General features: G+C 71.1%; 12 protein-coding genes. 5 read left to right on the top strand and 7 right to left on the bottom strand.

Going from position 1 to position 16,676, the window contains the following annotated elements:
* Nucleotides 1-145: 145 nt before the first annotated feature.
* The 4 genes from BN1197_RS05265 to BN1197_RS05250 all read right to left on the bottom strand — a co-directional run bounded on the left by BN1197_RS05265 (nt 146) and on the right by BN1197_RS05250 (nt 6,558).
* On the bottom strand, nt 146-3,652 hold the full coding sequence (locus BN1197_RS05265) for an FtsK/SpoIIIE domain-containing protein (protein ID WP_052466045.1): 3,507 nt from the start codon (nt 3,650-3,652) through the stop codon (nt 146-148).
* Nucleotides 3,653-3,660: 8 nt separating this feature from the next.
* Complete coding sequence (locus BN1197_RS05260; RefSeq protein WP_141397226.1) at nt 3,661-4,446, bottom strand: hypothetical protein; 786 nt, start codon at nt 4,444-4,446, stop codon at nt 3,661-3,663.
* 174 nt (nt 4,447-4,620) lie between these two features.
* On the bottom strand, nt 4,621-5,490 hold the full coding sequence (locus BN1197_RS05255) for an Fpg/Nei family DNA glycosylase (RefSeq protein WP_040156936.1): 870 nt from the start codon (nt 5,488-5,490) through the stop codon (nt 4,621-4,623).
* A 3-nt stretch (nt 5,491-5,493) separates the two neighbouring features.
* Complete coding sequence (locus BN1197_RS05250) at nt 5,494-6,558, bottom strand: App1 family protein phosphatidate phosphatase (RefSeq protein ID WP_040157245.1); 1,065 nt, start codon at nt 6,556-6,558, stop codon at nt 5,494-5,496.
* 512 nt (nt 6,559-7,070) lie between these two features.
* Here BN1197_RS05250 and BN1197_RS05245 point away from each other — a divergent pair.
* Nucleotides 7,071-8,204: a YihY/virulence factor BrkB family protein gene (locus BN1197_RS05245; protein ID WP_052466044.1), complete on the top strand. Its 1,134-nt coding sequence runs from the start codon at nt 7,071-7,073 to the stop codon at nt 8,202-8,204.
* A gap of 244 nt (nt 8,205-8,448) precedes the next feature.
* Nucleotides 8,449-9,117, top strand: a complete 669-nt coding sequence (locus tag BN1197_RS05240; RefSeq protein WP_052466043.1) for a hypothetical protein — start codon at nt 8,449-8,451, stop codon at nt 9,115-9,117.
* Nucleotides 9,118-9,137: 20 nt separating this feature from the next.
* On the opposite strand, the gene putP is transcribed toward BN1197_RS05240, so the two are convergent.
* Nucleotides 9,138-10,658: a sodium/proline symporter PutP gene (putP, locus tag BN1197_RS05235; RefSeq protein WP_052466042.1), complete on the bottom strand. Its 1,521-nt coding sequence runs from the start codon at nt 10,656-10,658 to the stop codon at nt 9,138-9,140.
* 183 nt (nt 10,659-10,841) lie between these two features.
* Between putP and BN1197_RS05230 the strand changes: the two genes are divergently transcribed.
* On the top strand, nt 10,842-12,059 hold the full coding sequence (locus BN1197_RS05230; protein WP_245851831.1) for a globin domain-containing protein: 1,218 nt from the start codon (nt 10,842-10,844) through the stop codon (nt 12,057-12,059).
* An 88-nt stretch (nt 12,060-12,147) separates the two neighbouring features.
* On the opposite strand, the gene BN1197_RS05225 is transcribed toward BN1197_RS05230, so the two are convergent.
* Nucleotides 12,148-12,516, bottom strand: coding sequence for an FKBP-type peptidyl-prolyl cis-trans isomerase (locus BN1197_RS05225; RefSeq protein WP_040156932.1), 369 nt, complete (start codon nt 12,514-12,516; stop codon nt 12,148-12,150).
* Nucleotides 12,517-12,521: 5 nt separating this feature from the next.
* Nucleotides 12,522-15,149 (bottom strand): aminopeptidase N, encoded by a 2,628-nt coding sequence (gene pepN / locus BN1197_RS05220; protein ID WP_040156930.1) that lies wholly within the window; start codon nt 15,147-15,149, stop codon nt 12,522-12,524.
* Between the two features lie 115 nt (nt 15,150-15,264).
* On the opposite strand from pepN, the gene BN1197_RS05215 reads away from it, so the two are divergent.
* Together BN1197_RS05215 and BN1197_RS05210 are read left to right on the top strand one after the other, a co-directional pair.
* Nucleotides 15,265-15,840, top strand: a complete 576-nt coding sequence (locus tag BN1197_RS05215; protein WP_040156927.1) for an LOG family protein — start codon at nt 15,265-15,267, stop codon at nt 15,838-15,840.
* Between the two features lie 38 nt (nt 15,841-15,878).
* Nucleotides 15,879-16,658, top strand: coding sequence for an inositol monophosphatase family protein (locus tag BN1197_RS05210; RefSeq protein WP_040156926.1), 780 nt, complete (start codon nt 15,879-15,881; stop codon nt 16,656-16,658).
* Nucleotides 16,659-16,676: the final 18 nt, after the last annotated feature.

Here is a 16,676-nt window from a genome sequence, read left to right as displayed (position 1 = left end):
TGGGCGAGCACCGCGGCGCGGAACGCCTGTTTGAGCGGGGGGAAGGGCCTGTTCGAGCGGGGTCGGGGTGAAACCGCCTGTGCGACGCCGGTGGAAACGCCTGTTCGAGCGGGGCCGGGTGAAACCGCCTGTGTGAGCGTGGGGGTTACGGCTCCGGGATGTAGGAGGAGCACGCGACCTGGACTCGTTCGGGGAGTCCGTCGAGGACCAGGAACCCGGCGCCGACGCCGAGGGCGCGGCCGTACTGGGCGCGTCGCAGACGGACGCCGAAGGCCTCGCCGTCCTCGAGCGTCTGGGGAGACAGCATCACCCCGCACCGAGCCCGACGCAGGGCGGGCGCAGGGCCGCGGAAGGCGCCGACGATCTCCTCCGCCTCACCGGAACCGACGAAGAGACTCCCGGTGTCCCGCAACCGCGCCGGCAGGGCCGCGAGCGCGTCGAGCAGCGGCCCGTCGGGCACGAGGTCGACGTCGTCGGCGACGACGAGCAGCCTCGTGGAATCCGACACGCACCGATCCACCACGGCGAGCAAACGATCCGCGTCCTCGTCCCGCCGGAACACGCCGTGAACCCGCGTGCCTCCGACACTCGGCAACGCCTCCAACGGGCTGCGCCGACCGGCGACGACGGCGACCTCCCAGCCGGCCACCAGGGCCGACTCCGCCAACGTGAGCAGCGCCCCCGACCGCCCGGTGCGCCGCCGCCCGGTCACGAGCGCACACGGCCCGTACTCGTCGGCGTCGATCCACCGCGCGCCGAGCTCGTCACCCCCGGCGGCGACGAGCAGCGCACCGGCGGGCCGAGATTCGTGTTCGGGCAACGCGGCGACCTCCTCCCGCGTGACGAAGCCCGGGAGCGGATCGATCCGGAACGGGCCGCCTTCGACGGGTGCACAGGCGTCGCCGCGCTCCAGCAACTCCTCCAACACCTCGTCCACGTCGGCCACCTGGGTCTCGATGGCGCCGAGTCCGCGCCAGCCACGGCCCGGTTCGCCGTGTCCGGCGGGGCCGGGCAGGCCGACGGCGGCGTAGTCGTACGGGTCGGCGAGGCGCAGCAGAAGCCGATCGGGGAACAGCGAGGTGACCCGACCGGTGAGCATCGATCGGTCACCGGTGGCGACGACGAGGATTCCGGCCCGCGCGCCCTCCGTCGCGATCCGTTCGAGCGCCGCGACGGCCGCTCGGTCGTCGACGGCGTCGGCGGCCTCCGCGAGCAGATCCCACCGGTCGACGAGCACGACGACCCACGGCCACGGCGTATCGGGTTCGGCCTCCCGCTGATCTGCCGCGTCCCGCCAACCGTGCCGGGCGAGCCGCTGAACCCGGTCGTCGAGCTGGTCGGTCAGTCGCGCGACGAGCCGTTCGGCGCGATCCGGTTCGTCCCGCCCGGCGACGACCCCGATGTGCGGCAGCCGCGCGATCCCCGCCAGACCACGCGCGCCCGCATCGATCGCATGGACGTGCACCTCCGAGGGCTCGAACCGCAGCGCCACCGACGCGACGAGCGCCCTCAGTACCCCAGTGCGTCCCGACCCGGCGCCTCCGACGACCGTCAGCGGTGCACCTTCGTCGAGCCGCAGGTGGGCGACCTCCCGACGCTGCCGGCCGGGAAGATCCTCGATACCGAACGGCACGACACCCGTCATCGCACAGTCGGCGAGCTCGACGCGCGCGGGCAGCGGCGGCAGCCACGGACTCGGCGGGACGACCAGGCCCTTCTCGGCCACCAGCCCCCGCATCGTCGCCGCGAGCAACGCGAGATCGGACTCCCCCACCATGTCGACCGGTTCACCGAACACGTACGGCGTCGACGCCGAGCCGACCGTGGGATCGCACGTCGTCACCCGCGCGGTCTGCACCTCGACGGGGTGGTTGCGCCCGACCCGCACGATCGCGCGGCCGGGTCGGCGTTCGTCGATCGCCGCCGCGTCGGGAACGCCGACGACATCGACGGAGTCCGCCGTATCGGCCACCCGCAACGCGATGCGCAGCGTGGTGTTCGCGCGAATGTCGGCGCTCACCGCACCCGCCGGGCGCTGGGTGGCGAGCACGAGGTGCAACCCGAGGGAGCGGCCGCGACGGGCGATGTCGACCAGCCCGTCGACGAAGTCGGGGAGTTCGGCGGCGAGCGTGGCGAACTCGTCGACGACGATGACGAGCCGCGCGAGCGGACCCCGCCCCGCGGCGAGGTACGCATCGAGATCGGCGACGCCGGCCTCGGCGAGCAGGCGTTCACGGCGCCGGACCTCCGCCGACAGGCTCGCGAGCGCTCGTTCGGTCAACGCGACGTCGAGGTCGGTGACGACCCCGAGGGTGTGCGGCAGCCGATGGCACGCCGCGAACGCGGCACCGCCCTTGTAGTCGACGAGGAGGAACGTCATCGCCTCGGGCGCATTGCTCACCGCCAATGAGGCCACGAGCGTCTGCAACAACTCCGACTTGCCCGATCCGGTCGTGCCTCCGACGAGCGCGTGCGGGCCGTCGGCACGCAGATCGAGCGCGACCGGAACCCCCTCGGCAGGATCCTCACCGATGACGACCCGCGTGGTGGTGGGCGACTGCCAGCGCTCGAAAATCGCGCCGGCGTCGGTGGGGGCCATGCCGAGCAGTCCGAGAAGCCGCCCACCCGGTGGCGGTGGGTCGTCGCTCACCGCCGTCATCGCCCGGGCCAGCCGCTCGATCCAGGCGGTGTCGGGCAGATCGACGTCGAGGGTCCGACCGTCGAGGTCGCCGGGCAGCCCCGCGACCCGGGCGCGTGGTCCGTCGACGTCGACGACCGTCCCGGTCTCGGGCACCTCGTCGTCGAGCACGAGCATCGCGAGCCCGGGACGAGCGAGCGCTCCGACCTCCCCGACGTGCCCGTCGACAACGACGAGATCGACGCTCTCACCCCGCTCCTCGCCCGCGATCTCGGAGACCAGCCTCGCGCAGGCGTCGTCGTCGAATCCCGCACGCACGAAACGTTCGTCGTCGCATCGGGCCTGCGGCAGCCACCGCGTCCATGCCCAGCGCGCACGCTCGTCGACGTCGAGACCGGGGGCGAGCACCGTGAGGCGCAGCGGATCGGCAGTCCCGGTCAGCAGCCGACCCAGCACCGCGCGGGCGTAGGCGTGGCGTTCGGTGCCGCGCACGAGCAGCACGGGCGCCTCGCTCACCGTGACGGTCACCTCGTCACCCGAGCCGGCCTCCCGACCCAGCGACCACCGCGCCTCACCAGGCGCCGCCGAGACCCCGGCGATGCGACCGAGGAGCAGGTCGGCGAGCGAGGCGGGCTCACGCGTGAGGCCCGACGGCCCGCCGCACCACCGCAGCGCGAGGTCGAGGCCACCCAGCCGACGTCGTTCCCCGACCGGCCACCGCCACTCCTCATCGAGGGTGCAGACGAACACCTCCCCGCCACAACGCACGTCGATGACCCACGACACGTCGGTCGGCAGGACGAGGTCGGAATCCCGATCCGCCCCACAGCGATAGCGCCCCACGTCGAGGCGGTGCACCGCGCCTGCGCCCCTGCCCGTGACGACGACGAGCTCGACGACCCCGAACGGCAGCGCGAGCGGTTCGTCACCGACACCGAGCACCCCGCCGGGACGCTCCTCGACCGGCCACGCCGGAGACCGAACGACGACGTCACTGCCGTCCGCCGCCGTCATCAGCGCTCTCACCACGTGAGACCCTCCGCATCCGCGCGCCATTGCCACACGCCACGACCGGCCCCAGGGGCGACGACTGTCGCCGCGCCCCGCCACCGGGACGCCCGGCGCACGAGCCGCACCTCGCTCTCGGCCAGCGCCCGACCGACGAGAACCACCTCGTGCTCACCGCGCGGCGGCCGGCCCCATCGACCGGAGACGCCGCCGAGCGGCTCGGGAGGCGTTCCGAGAGCGACGTCCAGGGCCGCGGCCGGCCGCACCCGCGGATGATCCGGCGACGGGAGATCGACGAGCGTCACCCGCACCCCGCCCGACCACGGGTGCTCGAGCAGCGACAGCGCGATCGACCGTTGCAACGCGCCGACCACACCCGGCTCGCCGTCGATCTCGACGAGGCCTGGAGCCGCGCCGAGATCGGCGAGCAGCCACCCGCGCGAGCCGGGGCTCGAAAGCCCACTCGGACAGGCGCTTTCACCCGCCTCGCCCTCCCCGGGCTCCGGGAGCACCCGCCCGAGCGGGACGAGCGCGGGATAGGCGTCGAGAGCCACCGGGACACTGCCGAGCCGCGCGATCTCGACACTCCAGACGTGCCCGCGTGTCTGCCACGGCGCCGGAGCCGGACCCAACGGAGCTGCGAGGTGCAACTCGAGCACCTCACCGTCCGCGACGACGATCGGTGCCACCGGTAACGGTCGCCGCTCCGCGCGACAGGCGAGCACGAGGTGACGCAGCGCGGCGTGCACTCCGACCACCGACGCGGCGTCGTCGCCGAGGCGTTCTCGCGGCCGAGACACCGTCCAAACGGCAGGCGCGTGCTGCGCCACCTCGATGCCCGTCATGTCCTGCCTGCCGTCGAACCTACTCGTGCGTACCCGCCGAATTGTTGCGTTGACCAGGGCAGATGTCGATGACCACACGAGCGGCCGGCACCGGGGCGCACGCGAGGAGAGACCCCTCGCGCGCCGAGCTCACTTGAGCAGACGCGACATCCGTCGGTCGGCGAGCGGCTTGCCGCCCGTCTGGCACGTGGCGCAGTACTGCAGGGAGGAGTCGGCGAACGACACCTCACGCACGACGTCACCGCACACCGGACAGGCCTCGCCGGTGCGTCCGTGGACGCGCATGCCGGCGCGCTTGGCGTCCTTGAGCTCGGCGGCCGGCTTACCGCTCGCCGAGTCGACGGCCCCGACGAGCGTCTCGCGCATCGCGTCGTAGAGCCGGGCCACCGTCTCCTCGTCGAGCGACGTGGTCATCGCGAACGGCGACAGCCGGGCCACGTGGAGGATCTCGTCGGAGTACGCGTTGCCGATTCCGGCGAGCACCGACTGGTCACGCAGCACCCCCTTGATCTGGGCCCGCTTGCGGCCGAGGATCTCGGCGAACTGCTCGAGGGTGAAGTCGTCCGCCAGCGGATCGGGCCCGAGGGAGGCGATGCGCGGCACCGCCTGGGGGTCCTCGACGACGTAGACCGCGAGCGACTTCTTCGTGCCCGCCTCGGTGAGGTCGAATCCGGAGCCGTCGTCGAAGCGCACGCGCAGCGCGATCGGTGACTTGCCGGGTCGGATCGGCTTCTCCGGCAACGACTCCGACCACCGCAGCCACCCGGCGCGGGCGAGATGGAAGACGAGGTGGATCCCCTCGCAGTCGAGGTCGAGGAACTTGCCGTGCCGCGTCACGCTGCCCACCGGGAGGCCGACGAGCGCGTCGGGCGGCGGCGCGTAGGTCTTGAGCACCGCGATCGACGCCAGCTCCACACCCGTGACGACGCGCGGCTCAGCACCGGTCAGCCGATCGGAGAGGAAGTCGACGAGGGCCTGGACCTCGGGCAACTCGGGCACGGTTCAGCCCTGCTGCGCCAGAAGGGCCCGCAACTGCCGCAGCAGGCCGTACCCGTCGGGGGCGCGAAGCACCGGCACGGGCCGTCGCACGCGCGGGGTGAACCCCTCGATCGAGACCGGCAGACCGTGGCTCAGCACCTGCTCGGTCGTCGTCAGCTCACGGATGCCGATGGCGCGGACGACGTCGGGCCGGTCGCGAGCGAAGTCGCCGTAGATCTTGGGGTCGTGCTGACCGTCGTCACCGATGAGCACCCACTGGATCTGCGGGAACTCACGGGCGAGTCGGTGCAGCGAGACACGCTTGTGCTGTTGCCCCGAACGGAACCAGCCCGTGTTCGTGGGCCCCCAGTCGGTGAGCAGCAGCGGGCCGGCGGGATACCCGTGGCGCCGCAGGAACCGGTTGAGCGTGTCGGCCGTGTTCCACGCGCCGGTGGACAGGTAGAAGATCGGAGCACCCGGGTGATCGTCGAGCAGCTCGCGGTACATCGGCGCCATGCCCGGCACGATGTGGCGGGCCTGCTCGGTGAGCACGAACGTGTTGTACGCGGCGATGAGCGGACGCGGCAGCGACGTGGTGATGACCGTGTCGTCGATGTCGCTCACGAGGCCGAACCGCACCGACGGGTCGACGATCATGACCTTCGCCGTGTCGGAGATGCCGCCCACCGGCGTGATCGTCACGTCGTGCCAACCGGGCGGCAGGTCGTGACCCTCGACCGTGAGATCGACGTACCCGCTGCGGTCGCTGTGGGTCTCGTGGCGGCGACCCGCGATGTCGATGACGACCGGCGCGTTCATGAGCTGGGCGGTCATGAACGCCCGCCAGCCCCGCACCTTCTGCTCCGGCTCGAGAGTCACGTCGGCACCGCGCGGCTCCTCCGGCGGCTCGCTCGTGACCTCCTCGGGGTGCCGCGAGAGCAGGACCCGGCCGAGCACCCGCACGAAGTCGGGAGATCCGTAGCCGGTGTTGCCCACGGCCCGCGGAGTCCAACCCTGCCCGGCCAGGACGCGGTTCATGCGGGAGTTCCACGCATCCTCGATGAGAGCTGCGGCGTGCGGTCGCGACATGCCTCGACCGTAGTTGATCGAAGCGCCGACGTGAGGCGTCACCGCGTCATCCGTGCCCTCCATCCACCGCGGTCACGTCCGCGAGGGGTGCAGTCGGACGTTCGACTCGCCCGCGCGAACTCCTCAGTACCTCCACCACGGGGCCGATGAGAGGGGCAACGCGACGGATCGCGACACCGGGCAGCGGCCCCGGACCACATGGAGCAAGAAACGCCACGGAGGGCGCTGTGCACGAGAAGGACGCGCGGGGACACCTGTCACGACGACGCCGGAGTCTGCCCCCCAAGCGGCGGGAGCGGTGTGCGATCACCCCGGCTGCCCGTTCGCCGCACGCCGATCGTCGCCCGCGCGGCACGCGACCCACGCGAGCCGGCCTTTCGCGCAACCACACCGCACCCATGCGAGGCCGCCTGAGCTGTCGCCAGACCCACGGCCTGGAGGAGGTGTGGTCGGCCCGTCACGCGGGTAACGTCGGGGCGATCGACGACGCTTCTCCCCTGGCGAGGACCCCCATGACCCAGCCCCCCGAGGGCACCAGCGCGCGCAAGGCCGAGACCGCGCCGGCGCCCGACGCGAACGGCAAACCCGAGTACCCCACCGAGATCACCAAGCCCTCCTGGCGGTACACCGCCCGCAAGGCCGTCATGGAGTTCATGCGTGACGGCTGCATGGACGCGGCCGCCGGGCTCACGTACTTCTCGGTGCTCTCCCTGTTCCCCGCACTGCTCGCGCTGGTCTCCCTGCTCGGCGTGTTCGGGGAGGGGTCGCGCACCGTCGACTCGCTCATGGACGTCGCGGCGCGGTTCGTCCCGTCGAGCGCGCTCGGTCTCATCCAGCCCGTCATCGCCTCGATCGTGCAGACCCAGGCCGCCGGGTTCGCGCTTCTCACCGGTGTGCTCGTCGCGCTCTGGTCGGCCTCCAACTACATCAACGCGTTCTCGCGGGCGATGAACCGCATCTACGAGGTCGACGAGGGGCGCCCGATCTGGAAGTCCCGTCCGCTGTTCCTGCTGCTCACGGTCATCGTGCTCGCCCTCATCGCCATCGTCGGCTTCGGTCTCGCGATCAGCGGCGACGTGGCCCGCACCCTCGGAGACGTCGTCGGGCTCGGTGACACCACGGTGACGGTGTGGAACATCGCCAAGTGGCCCGTGATCCTCGCGATCGTCATCATCATCGTCGCGCTGCTCTACTACGCGACGCCCAACGTGAGGCAGCCGCGGTTCCGCTGGATCAGCGTGGGCGCGACGGTCGCGATCCTCACCTGGCTCGTCGTGTCGGCCGCGTTCGGGTTCTACGTCGCGAACTTCGGCAACTACAACGCCACGTACGGCTCCCTCGGCGGCGTCATCGTCTTCCTCCTGTGGCTCTGGATCACCAACCTCGCCCTGCTCTTCGGTGCCGAGATCGACTCCGAGCTCGAACGCGTCCGCCAGCTCCAGGCCGGCATCAAGGCCGAGGAGTCCCTCCAACTGCCGCCGCGCGACACGACGATGAGCGACAAGAACGCGGTCAAGCGCGACGCGGCGATCGAGGCCGGGCGACAGATCCGCCTCGATGCCGAGGCCGCGGGCGTCACGCACGAGGGCGCGGACGGCTCCGCCGACACCAGTCGCGGCGGCGCCTCGCCGGCACCCCAGGGCTGAGCCTCCCTTCATCACAGAGTTCATCGCAGAGCGGGACCGGACGATCGTCCGGTCCCGCTCTTCGTGTGTCCGAACCGCCCGGCTGGGATACAAGGGGCCGCTTCTCGTGATGGCCGTCCTGGACACCGGTCCAGTACGCTCAACTCGGACGAGCGACCGACAACGGTGCTCGTCCCCGTGGCCGGGGAAGTCACGGGAGGCGATCGGGGGATCGCCCGCACGGACGCACACTGGGGGAACGTCGATGCACTCGCTGCACATCCTGCTCATGACCGCGGGCGCGGTTCTCGTGGCCGTGACCGCCGCGGGGAGGGGCAACCTTCGCCGCCGGGGACACGACCTGCCGCTCATCGGCCAGATCATCGGCGGCGCGGCCGTCGTGGGGAACGCCGCCTGCCTGCTGCCCACGGCCCCGGCCTGGTACCGGGTGGCGATGATCAGCCTGACCGTCGCCGGGATCGCCTGGTTCCTCGTCTCGGTGGCCTCGACTCCGCGGGCGACGGATCCCGACGCCGAGCTCGCCTCGCGCGACATCTACGCCGGCCTCATCCCGACGCGCCCGGCACCCGAACGACCCGAGCTCCGCGTCGTCCACGCCACGGTGGTCGAGCCCGATGACAGCACCGGCGCCTGGAGCGACGACACGGCCGACATCCCGACCCTGCGGCCCGTCGCCACCCAGGAGACGTTCGACGACGCGGCTCCGGGCGGCGGCACGGTGCCGACCGGAGCGACCTACGTCGCGGCGAACATCGGTGAGTACGTCGACACCCGCGGCACCCGCCGCGCCCACGGCCGCTACGGAGCCCGCGCCCATGCGTCAATGGATCCGACCGAGCGTTTCCTGCGCCTCGCCGACGCCTACTCGATCGACCGCGGACCCCGCAGCCTCGGCCGGTCGCACCGCGCCTGACGCACCGGCCTGCCCCATCGTCAGACCTCCTTCTCCGCGGCCACCATCGCCTTGCTCGTGCGCCTCATCTCGTCGAACTCCGCCTCGAGACCCTCCTGCCGCCGGTAGGTCATGAGGCTGACGACGACGGCGAGGACGAGGCCGATGACGAAGCCGGGCACCATCTCGTAGAGACCGAACAGCGGGTCCTCACGCGTGCCTCCCCAGGAGGTGCTCGGACCCCACAGCCCGACCGTGACCGCGCCCGCGATCATCGCCGTGAGCGCGCCCTGCCACGTGAGCCGGCGCCAGTAGAGCGACAGGAGGACCGTCGGCCCGAACGCCGCACCGAACCCGGCCCAGGCGAAGGAGACGAGCCCGAGGATCGTCTCGTTCCGCTCCCACGCGAAGTAGCCGGCGATGAGCGCCACGACGAGCACCGCGAGACGCCCCATGAGCACGTAGTGCTTGTCGTCCTTCTCGACGTTGAAGACCCGATACAGGTCCTCGACCAGCGCCGAGGAGGTGACGAGGAGCTGGCTGCTCATCGTCGACATGATCGCCGCGAGCACGGCGGCGAGCATGAAGCCGGCGATGATCGGGTGGAACAGGATCTGCCCCATGCGGATGTAGACCGTCTCCGGATCCTGGATCGCGAGCTCGGGGTGCTGGTGGAAGTACGCGAGACCGACGAGCGCGGTGCAGATCGCCCCGGAGACCGAGAGGATCATCCAGCCGATGCCGATACGGCGGCCGGCGACGGCCTCCTGCGCGTTCCGCAGCGCCATGAACCGCACGATGATGTGCGGCTGCCCGAAGTAGCCGAGACCCCAGGCGAGCGCCGAGATCACCCCCACTGCCGTGGCGCCCTTGACCATCGACAGGTGGTTGGGATCGATCGCGTGCACCGCCGCCGAGACCTCGCCGACGCCGCCGACGGCGAACACGCCGATGAGCGGCACGGCGATGAGGGCGGCGAACATCATCACGCCCTGGATGAAGTCGGTGTAGCTCACGGCGAGGAACCCGCCGAACAGGGTGTAGGCGACCGTGACGGTCGAGATGACGAGCAGCCCCTCGTGGTAGTCCTGGCCGAACGAGCTCTCGTAGAACACGCCGCTCGCGGTCATGCCCGAGCTCACGTAGAACGTGAAGAAGACGAGGATGACGAGCCCGGATGCGATGCGCAGGGCGCGTGACCGGTCGTGCAGGCGGTTCTCGAAGAAGCTCGGAACGGTGATCGAGTCGTTCGCCACCTCGGAGTACGCGCGCAGGCGCGGGGCGACGAACCGCCAGTTGGCCCAGGCGCCGACGGTGAGGCCGACGGCGATCCACGACTCCACGAGCCCGCTCGCGTAGATCGCGCCGGGCAGACCCATGAGCAGCCAGCCCGACATGTCGGCGGCACCGGCCGAGAGGGCGGCCACCGCGGGTGGCAGGTCGCGCCCACCGAGCATGTAGTCGTTGAGGTCGCGGGTGCGCCGGTAGCTGTACCAACCGACGAGCAACATCGCCACGAGGTACAGCACCATCGTGACGATCTGGTACGCGATCGGACTCATGAGTCCTCCTGAAGGGGTGCGATAGCACGGGCGGCGGTCGCACCCGATGCGCGGGAGACTAGCGCCCGGTGGGTGTGATTGGGGTCACCGACGAGATGTTCGATCACCCACCGCCGCCGTTTGTCACGGGCACACCCGTGTCATCTACGGTGGGGCCGAATGCCACCGACGAAGGAGCAGAGCGTGCTGTCAGCCCAGTCCACCGAGATCGTCAAGGCCACCGCCGGCGTCGTCGCCGAGCACGCCGTCGAGATCACCTCGCGGTTCTACCCCCACATGTTCGACGCGCACCCCGAGTTGCTCGGCGTCTTCAACCGCGCCGACCAGGAGCTCGGCGAGCAGGCCCAGGCCCTCGCGGCCTCGGTCGTCGCGTACGCCGTGCACCTCATCGACCCCGACGCCCCGAGCTTCGAGCCCGTGCTGCAGCGCATCGCGCAGAAGCACGTCTCGCTCGGCATCACCGCACCGCAGTACACGATCGTCGGCCACCACCTCATGTGGGCGATCGGCGACGTGCTCGGCGACGCCGTCACGCCCGAGATCGCCGCGGCGTGGGACGAGGTCTACTGGCTGTTCGCGCTGCAGCTCGTGGCCGAGGAGGCCAAGGTCTACGCCCAGAACGGCATCGACCCCGAGAACCCCTGGCGCGACTACACGGTCACCGACCGGGTCGTGGAGGTCACGGCCGACGGCTCCGACGAGGTCGTCACCCTCGTCATGACGCCCGCCGACGGCGGCGAGGTCCCCTCGCACCACGCCGGCCAGTACGTCACCGTCAACCCCACCCTCCCCGACGGCGGCACCCAGCCGCGCCAGTACACGATCTCCTCGGCGCCCCGCTCGCAGACGCTGCAGATCACCGTCCGCCGGGTGCGCGGCGTCGACGGCGCACCCGACGGCCTCGTGTCGAACTTCCTCATCGACCAGTGCCCCGAGGGCTCGACGATCCCCGTGTCGATCCCGTGCGGCGACGTCGTGCTCGAGGACTCCACCGACCCGCTCGTGCTCGTCAGCGCGGGCGTCGGCATCACCCCGATGGCGGCGATCGTCGACGACCTCGCCGAGCGCGCCCCCTCCCGCCCGGTGATCCTCGCCCACGCCGACGCCTCGGCGGCGCGTCACCCGCTGTACGACACGGTGGCGGCGAGCGCCCGGCGACTGGAGTCCGTGGGCAGCCACCTCTGGTACGAGGACCTCGAGGGCGCCGCCGACCGTGATGCCGTCGAGGGGCTCATGGACCTCTCCACGATCGACGTGCCCGAGAACGCGACCGTGTTCATGTGCGGTCCGCTGCCGTTCATGCGCAACGTCCGCCGCACCCTCATGGACAAGGGCGTTTCGAGCGAGGCCATCCGTTACGAGGTCTTCGGACCCGACCTGTGGGCGCAGAACCCCAACTGATCGCCCCACACACAGACGACGGACGCCCGGCCGCAGAACCTCCTGCGGGCCGGGCGTCCGTCGTCGGAGCCGGGTGTGCGACGTGCGGTCAGTTCACGCCCATGAGGTCGACGACGAAGACGAGGGTCTCGTTCGGCTTGATCGCGCCGCCCGCGCCGCGGGCGCCGTAGCCGAGGTGCGGCGGGATCGTGATGCGACGGCGACCGCCGACCTTCATGCCGACGATGCCGTCGTCCCAGCCCTTGATGACCATGCCGCCGCCGAGGGGGAACTGCAGCGGCTCGCCGCGGTCGTAGCTGTTGTCGAACTCCTGGCCGGTGGACCAGGCGACGCCGACGTAGTGGGCGGCCACGGTCGTGCCGGGCGCGGCCTCGGGGCCGTCGCCGACGACGAGGTCTTCGAGAACGAGTTCGGTGGGCGCGTCGCCCTCGGGAATGGTGACGGTGGGCTTGTCCATGCGCGTCAGCCTACGACGGCCGCGGCCTGGGCTCCCAGGGCGCGTTCGAGGTGTGCGAGCTCCTCGACGAGCAGGCGGCGCAGGGCCGTGGGCGCGTCGGGGTGGCTGTCGAGCCAGCCGCGGACGGCGGCCACGACCGGCTGATCGTCGATGCTGCCGCCCTCGACGAGGTCGGCGGTGGGGAAGAAGCCCTCGACGGCGCGGGTGGCGAGCTCCTGACTGCGCGTCGACCACACCCGCGTCAGCGCCTCGAGGTACCGCTCGAGGTAACCCTCGGTGAGCGACCCGTGCCCGGGCGTCGAGAAGCCGGTCGTACGGGCGCTGACCTCGTCGTTCGACAGCGACATGTCGTCGATGACCGCGATGAACGCCTCCTCCTTGGTCGCGGGGTCCGGCATCGACGCGACCGCGGTGAGGTGACGGATGCGGGCCGGGGAACTCTGATCGCGTTCGCGTTCGGCGTCGAGATCGGCCACGCTCGCGTGCCCGGTCGCGGCGAGGGCCCGCAGGAGCGACCAGCACATCATCGAGTCCATCGGCAACCCGTCGACGACCTCGGAGCCGTCGAGCAGCTCCCGGATCTCCGAGGAACGTTCGTCGCACGACAGCGCCGCGTCGGCGAAGGCCCGGGCGAAGATGAGCTGCGCACCCGACCCCGGTTCGGCAGCGCGCATCTGCTCCGCGGCCAGGTCGAGCACCCGACGGACGAGCTCACCTCCACGCGAGACCGGCGCGTACCGGCGAGCCGCCACGAGCGCCTGGGCCATCGCGTTGCCGAGCAGCGCGACGTGTGACTCTCGCGGTGCGTACCGGCACACGATGTCGACGTAATCGGCCGCCGGCAGCAGCCCGTCGCGGCAGGCCTGCCACAGCGCCGACCACACACAGGCGCGTGAGAGGGAGGACTCGATCGCGAACGTCTCGCGGATCGTCGCGAGCCCGGCCTCGTCGAGGCGCACCTTGGCGTAGGTGAGGTCGTCGTCGTTGACGAGCACGAGCGCCGGCGCCGGCAGACCCACCGCCTCCTGGACGACCGTCGACGCGCCCGCGACGTCGAGTTCGATGCGGGACGTGCGCCGCAGCGTGTCATCGCCTTCGCGTTCGTCTCCCCGTTCGCCTTCGAGCTCGTACAGCCCGACGACGAGGCGGTGGTCGCGCAGGACGTCGCCGTTCTCGCCCGACGGGGCCTGCTCGATCACCAGCTCCGCGATGGTGCCGTCGTCGGCGAGCGTGACCCGCGGCGTGAGCTCGGAGACCCCGGTCGTGTGCAGCCACTGGTCGACCCAATGCCCCAGCTCGCGGCCCGAGGCCTCCTCGAGAGTGGCGAGCAGATCGGGCAACGTCGTGGCGGAGAACGCGTGCCGCTGGAAGTAGCGGCGGGCGCCCTCGTAGAACTCCTCCTCGCCGACGTAGGCGACCAACTGCTTGAGCACGCTCGCGCCCTTGGCGTACGTGATGCCGTCGAAGTTCTGCCGGGCGGCCTCGATGTCGGGGATGTCGGCGACGATCGGGTGCGTGGTCGGCAACTGATCCTGCTCGTAGGCCCACGCCTTGCGGCGGGCGCAGAACGGGGTCCACGCGTCGGTGAAGTCGGTGGCGAGCGCGTTCGCGGCCGTGCCCATGTAGTCGGCGAAGGACTCCTTGAGCCACAACTCGTCCCACCACTTCGGGGTGACGAGGTCGCCGAACCACATGTGCGACATCTCGTGCATGAGCGTGTTGGAACGGCCCTCGTGCTGGCTGCGGGTCGCGGCCGACTCGTAGACGTACGCCTCGTCGGAGAACGTCACCAGGCCGGGGTTCTCCATCGCGCCGAGGTTGTACTCGGGCACGAAGATCTGGTCGTACTTGCCCCACGGATAGGGGTAGGCGAACGCCGTGTCGAAGTGGTCGAGCCCCTGCTTGGTCAGCGCGAACAGCTCCTCGGGGTCGAAGGCCGAGGCGAGGGACTCGCGGCAGAGCAGGGCCAGCGGCACGGTGAGCTCCTCGCCGTCGCGCGTCCGACTCCACTCGTCGTCCCAGCGTCGGTACGGGCCGGCGACGATGCAGGTCAAGTACGTCGACTGCGGAGGAGTCGTCGCGAACGTGCGCCGGCTGCAGGCCGATCCGGCGGAGTTCTCGCCGGTCTGCTCGCGGGCGATCTCGGCGCCGTTGCTGCGGACCTCCCACGCGTCGGGCCCGGTGACGACGAACGTGAACGGCGCCTTGAGGTCGGGCTGCTCGAAGCACGCGAACACGCGCCGCGAATCCGACGGCTCGTACTGCGTGTAGAGGTACGTCTGCCCGTCGGCCGGGTCGACGTAACGGTGCATGCCCTCACCCGAGCGGCTGTACCGGGCACGCCCGCGCACCGTGACCGTGCACGGCTGCCCCGCCGGGACCGTCACTCGCACCCGTGCACCGTCGGCGTCGACCTCCTGGGCCTGCCCGTCGACCTCGACCCCGGTCACCTCGCCGATGAAGTCGAGCGTGACCTCACCCGACGCGCTGGTGAGGTCGACGGCCGTCGTCGTCGGGAACGTCTCCACCTGCGGGTCGGGGCACTCGGAGACGTCGACCTCGACCCGGTATCCGGCGAGGTCGAGGTCGTCGCTTCGAAAGGCGCAGTCGGATCGGGTGAGGTTGGTGTCCATGCCGGTCAAGGTACCGGTCGCCCCCGTCGGGCCGCCTGCGGTTTCGGGCACCTCCAGGCCGGTCGGTGCTCGACGAACGCGAAGCCGCACGGCCCCGCGCATTACGCTGAAGGGCATGCGCAGCGTCTGTGTGTTCTGCGGTTCCAGTCCCGGCGACGATCCTCGCTACGTCGAGGCCGCCGCCGTCCTGGGTGCCGAGATCGCACGCCGCGGAATGCGCCTCGTCTACGGCGGCGCCTCGGTCGGGCTCATGGGCACTCTCGCCGACGCGGCCCTGGCACAGGGAGGCGAGGTGCTCGGCATCATCCCCGAACACCTCGTCGCGGCCGAGATCGCCCACGAAGGCATCACGGAGTTGCGCACGACCACCTCGATGCACGAACGCAAGGCGGTCATGGCCGAGGTCGCCGACGGGTTCGTCGCCCTGCCGGGCGGATTCGGCACCGTCGAAGAGGTCATCGAGATCATCACGTGGAACCAACTCGGCCTCATCGCCAAGCCGGTCGGGCTCGTCGACACCCTCGGCTACTACGACCGTCTCGTGTCGTTCTTCGGACACTGCGTCTCGCAGGGCTTCGTCCGCGCCCCCCATCTCGGCCTCTACACCGTCGACTCCGACCCCGTGTCGCTGCTCGACGCGATGGATCACTGGGTGCCCTCGACGACCCCCAAATGGCAGGACCGTTCCTGACGACGTGTGAGCCCGACGACGTGTGAGACGGTGGATCCGTGGACACCCAAGCCGTTCTCGATCTCATGCGCGAGGTCGCCGAGCAGGTCATCACGCCCCGCTTTCAGGCACTCGGCGCCGGTGAGGTCATGGAGAAGAATCCGGGCGACCTCGTCACGGTCGCCGACCAGGAGGCCGAACGCCTCATCACCGCGGCGTTGCTCGCCGACGATCCGGGGGTGCTCGTCGTCGGTGAGGAGGCCACCGCCGTCGATCCCGGGCTCCCGAGCCGTCTCGCCGGCGCGGCGCACGCCTACACCGTCGATCCCATCGACGGCACGAGGAACTTCGTGCACGGCTCTGCCGACCACGCGGTGATGATCTCCGAACTGCGCGACGGCGAGCCCGTGCGCGCGTGGATCCTTCATCCCGCCCACGGCGTCAGCTACATCGCCGAGCGTGGCGCCGGCGTGTACCGCGACGGGGTACGGCTCCCGGCGATGACGATGCCGACCGACGGACTCACGGTCGTCACCTCCACCCCGCGCCTCGAAGGCCGCCACGGCTCGCTCGACCTCGGCCCCACCGCCTGGAGCTGCGGCATCGACTATCCGTGGCTCCTCGGAGGGCGCGTCGACGGCATCCTCTACAGCAAGGGCCTGCCGTGGGACCACTGCCCCGGCTCGCTCATGGTCGACGAGCTCGGCGGGGTCGTGCGCTTTCTCGACGGCTCCCGGTACGACGTCAGCGACCGCGCTCTCGGCCGCGCCGGGCTGCTCGTGGCCTGCTCCCCGGAGGCGTGGGACGAGGTCGCTCCCCAGGTCGCGCACCTGTACTGACGAGCTGCACTGGCGATC

Origin of the sequence: Mobilicoccus massiliensis (assembly GCF_000826525.2) — a bacterium.
Classification (GTDB): domain Bacteria; phylum Actinomycetota; class Actinomycetes; order Actinomycetales; family Dermatophilaceae; genus Mobilicoccus; species Mobilicoccus massiliensis.
The sequence above is the reverse complement of the archived record's forward strand: the minus strand, read 5'-3'. Positions and strand labels throughout refer to the sequence as shown.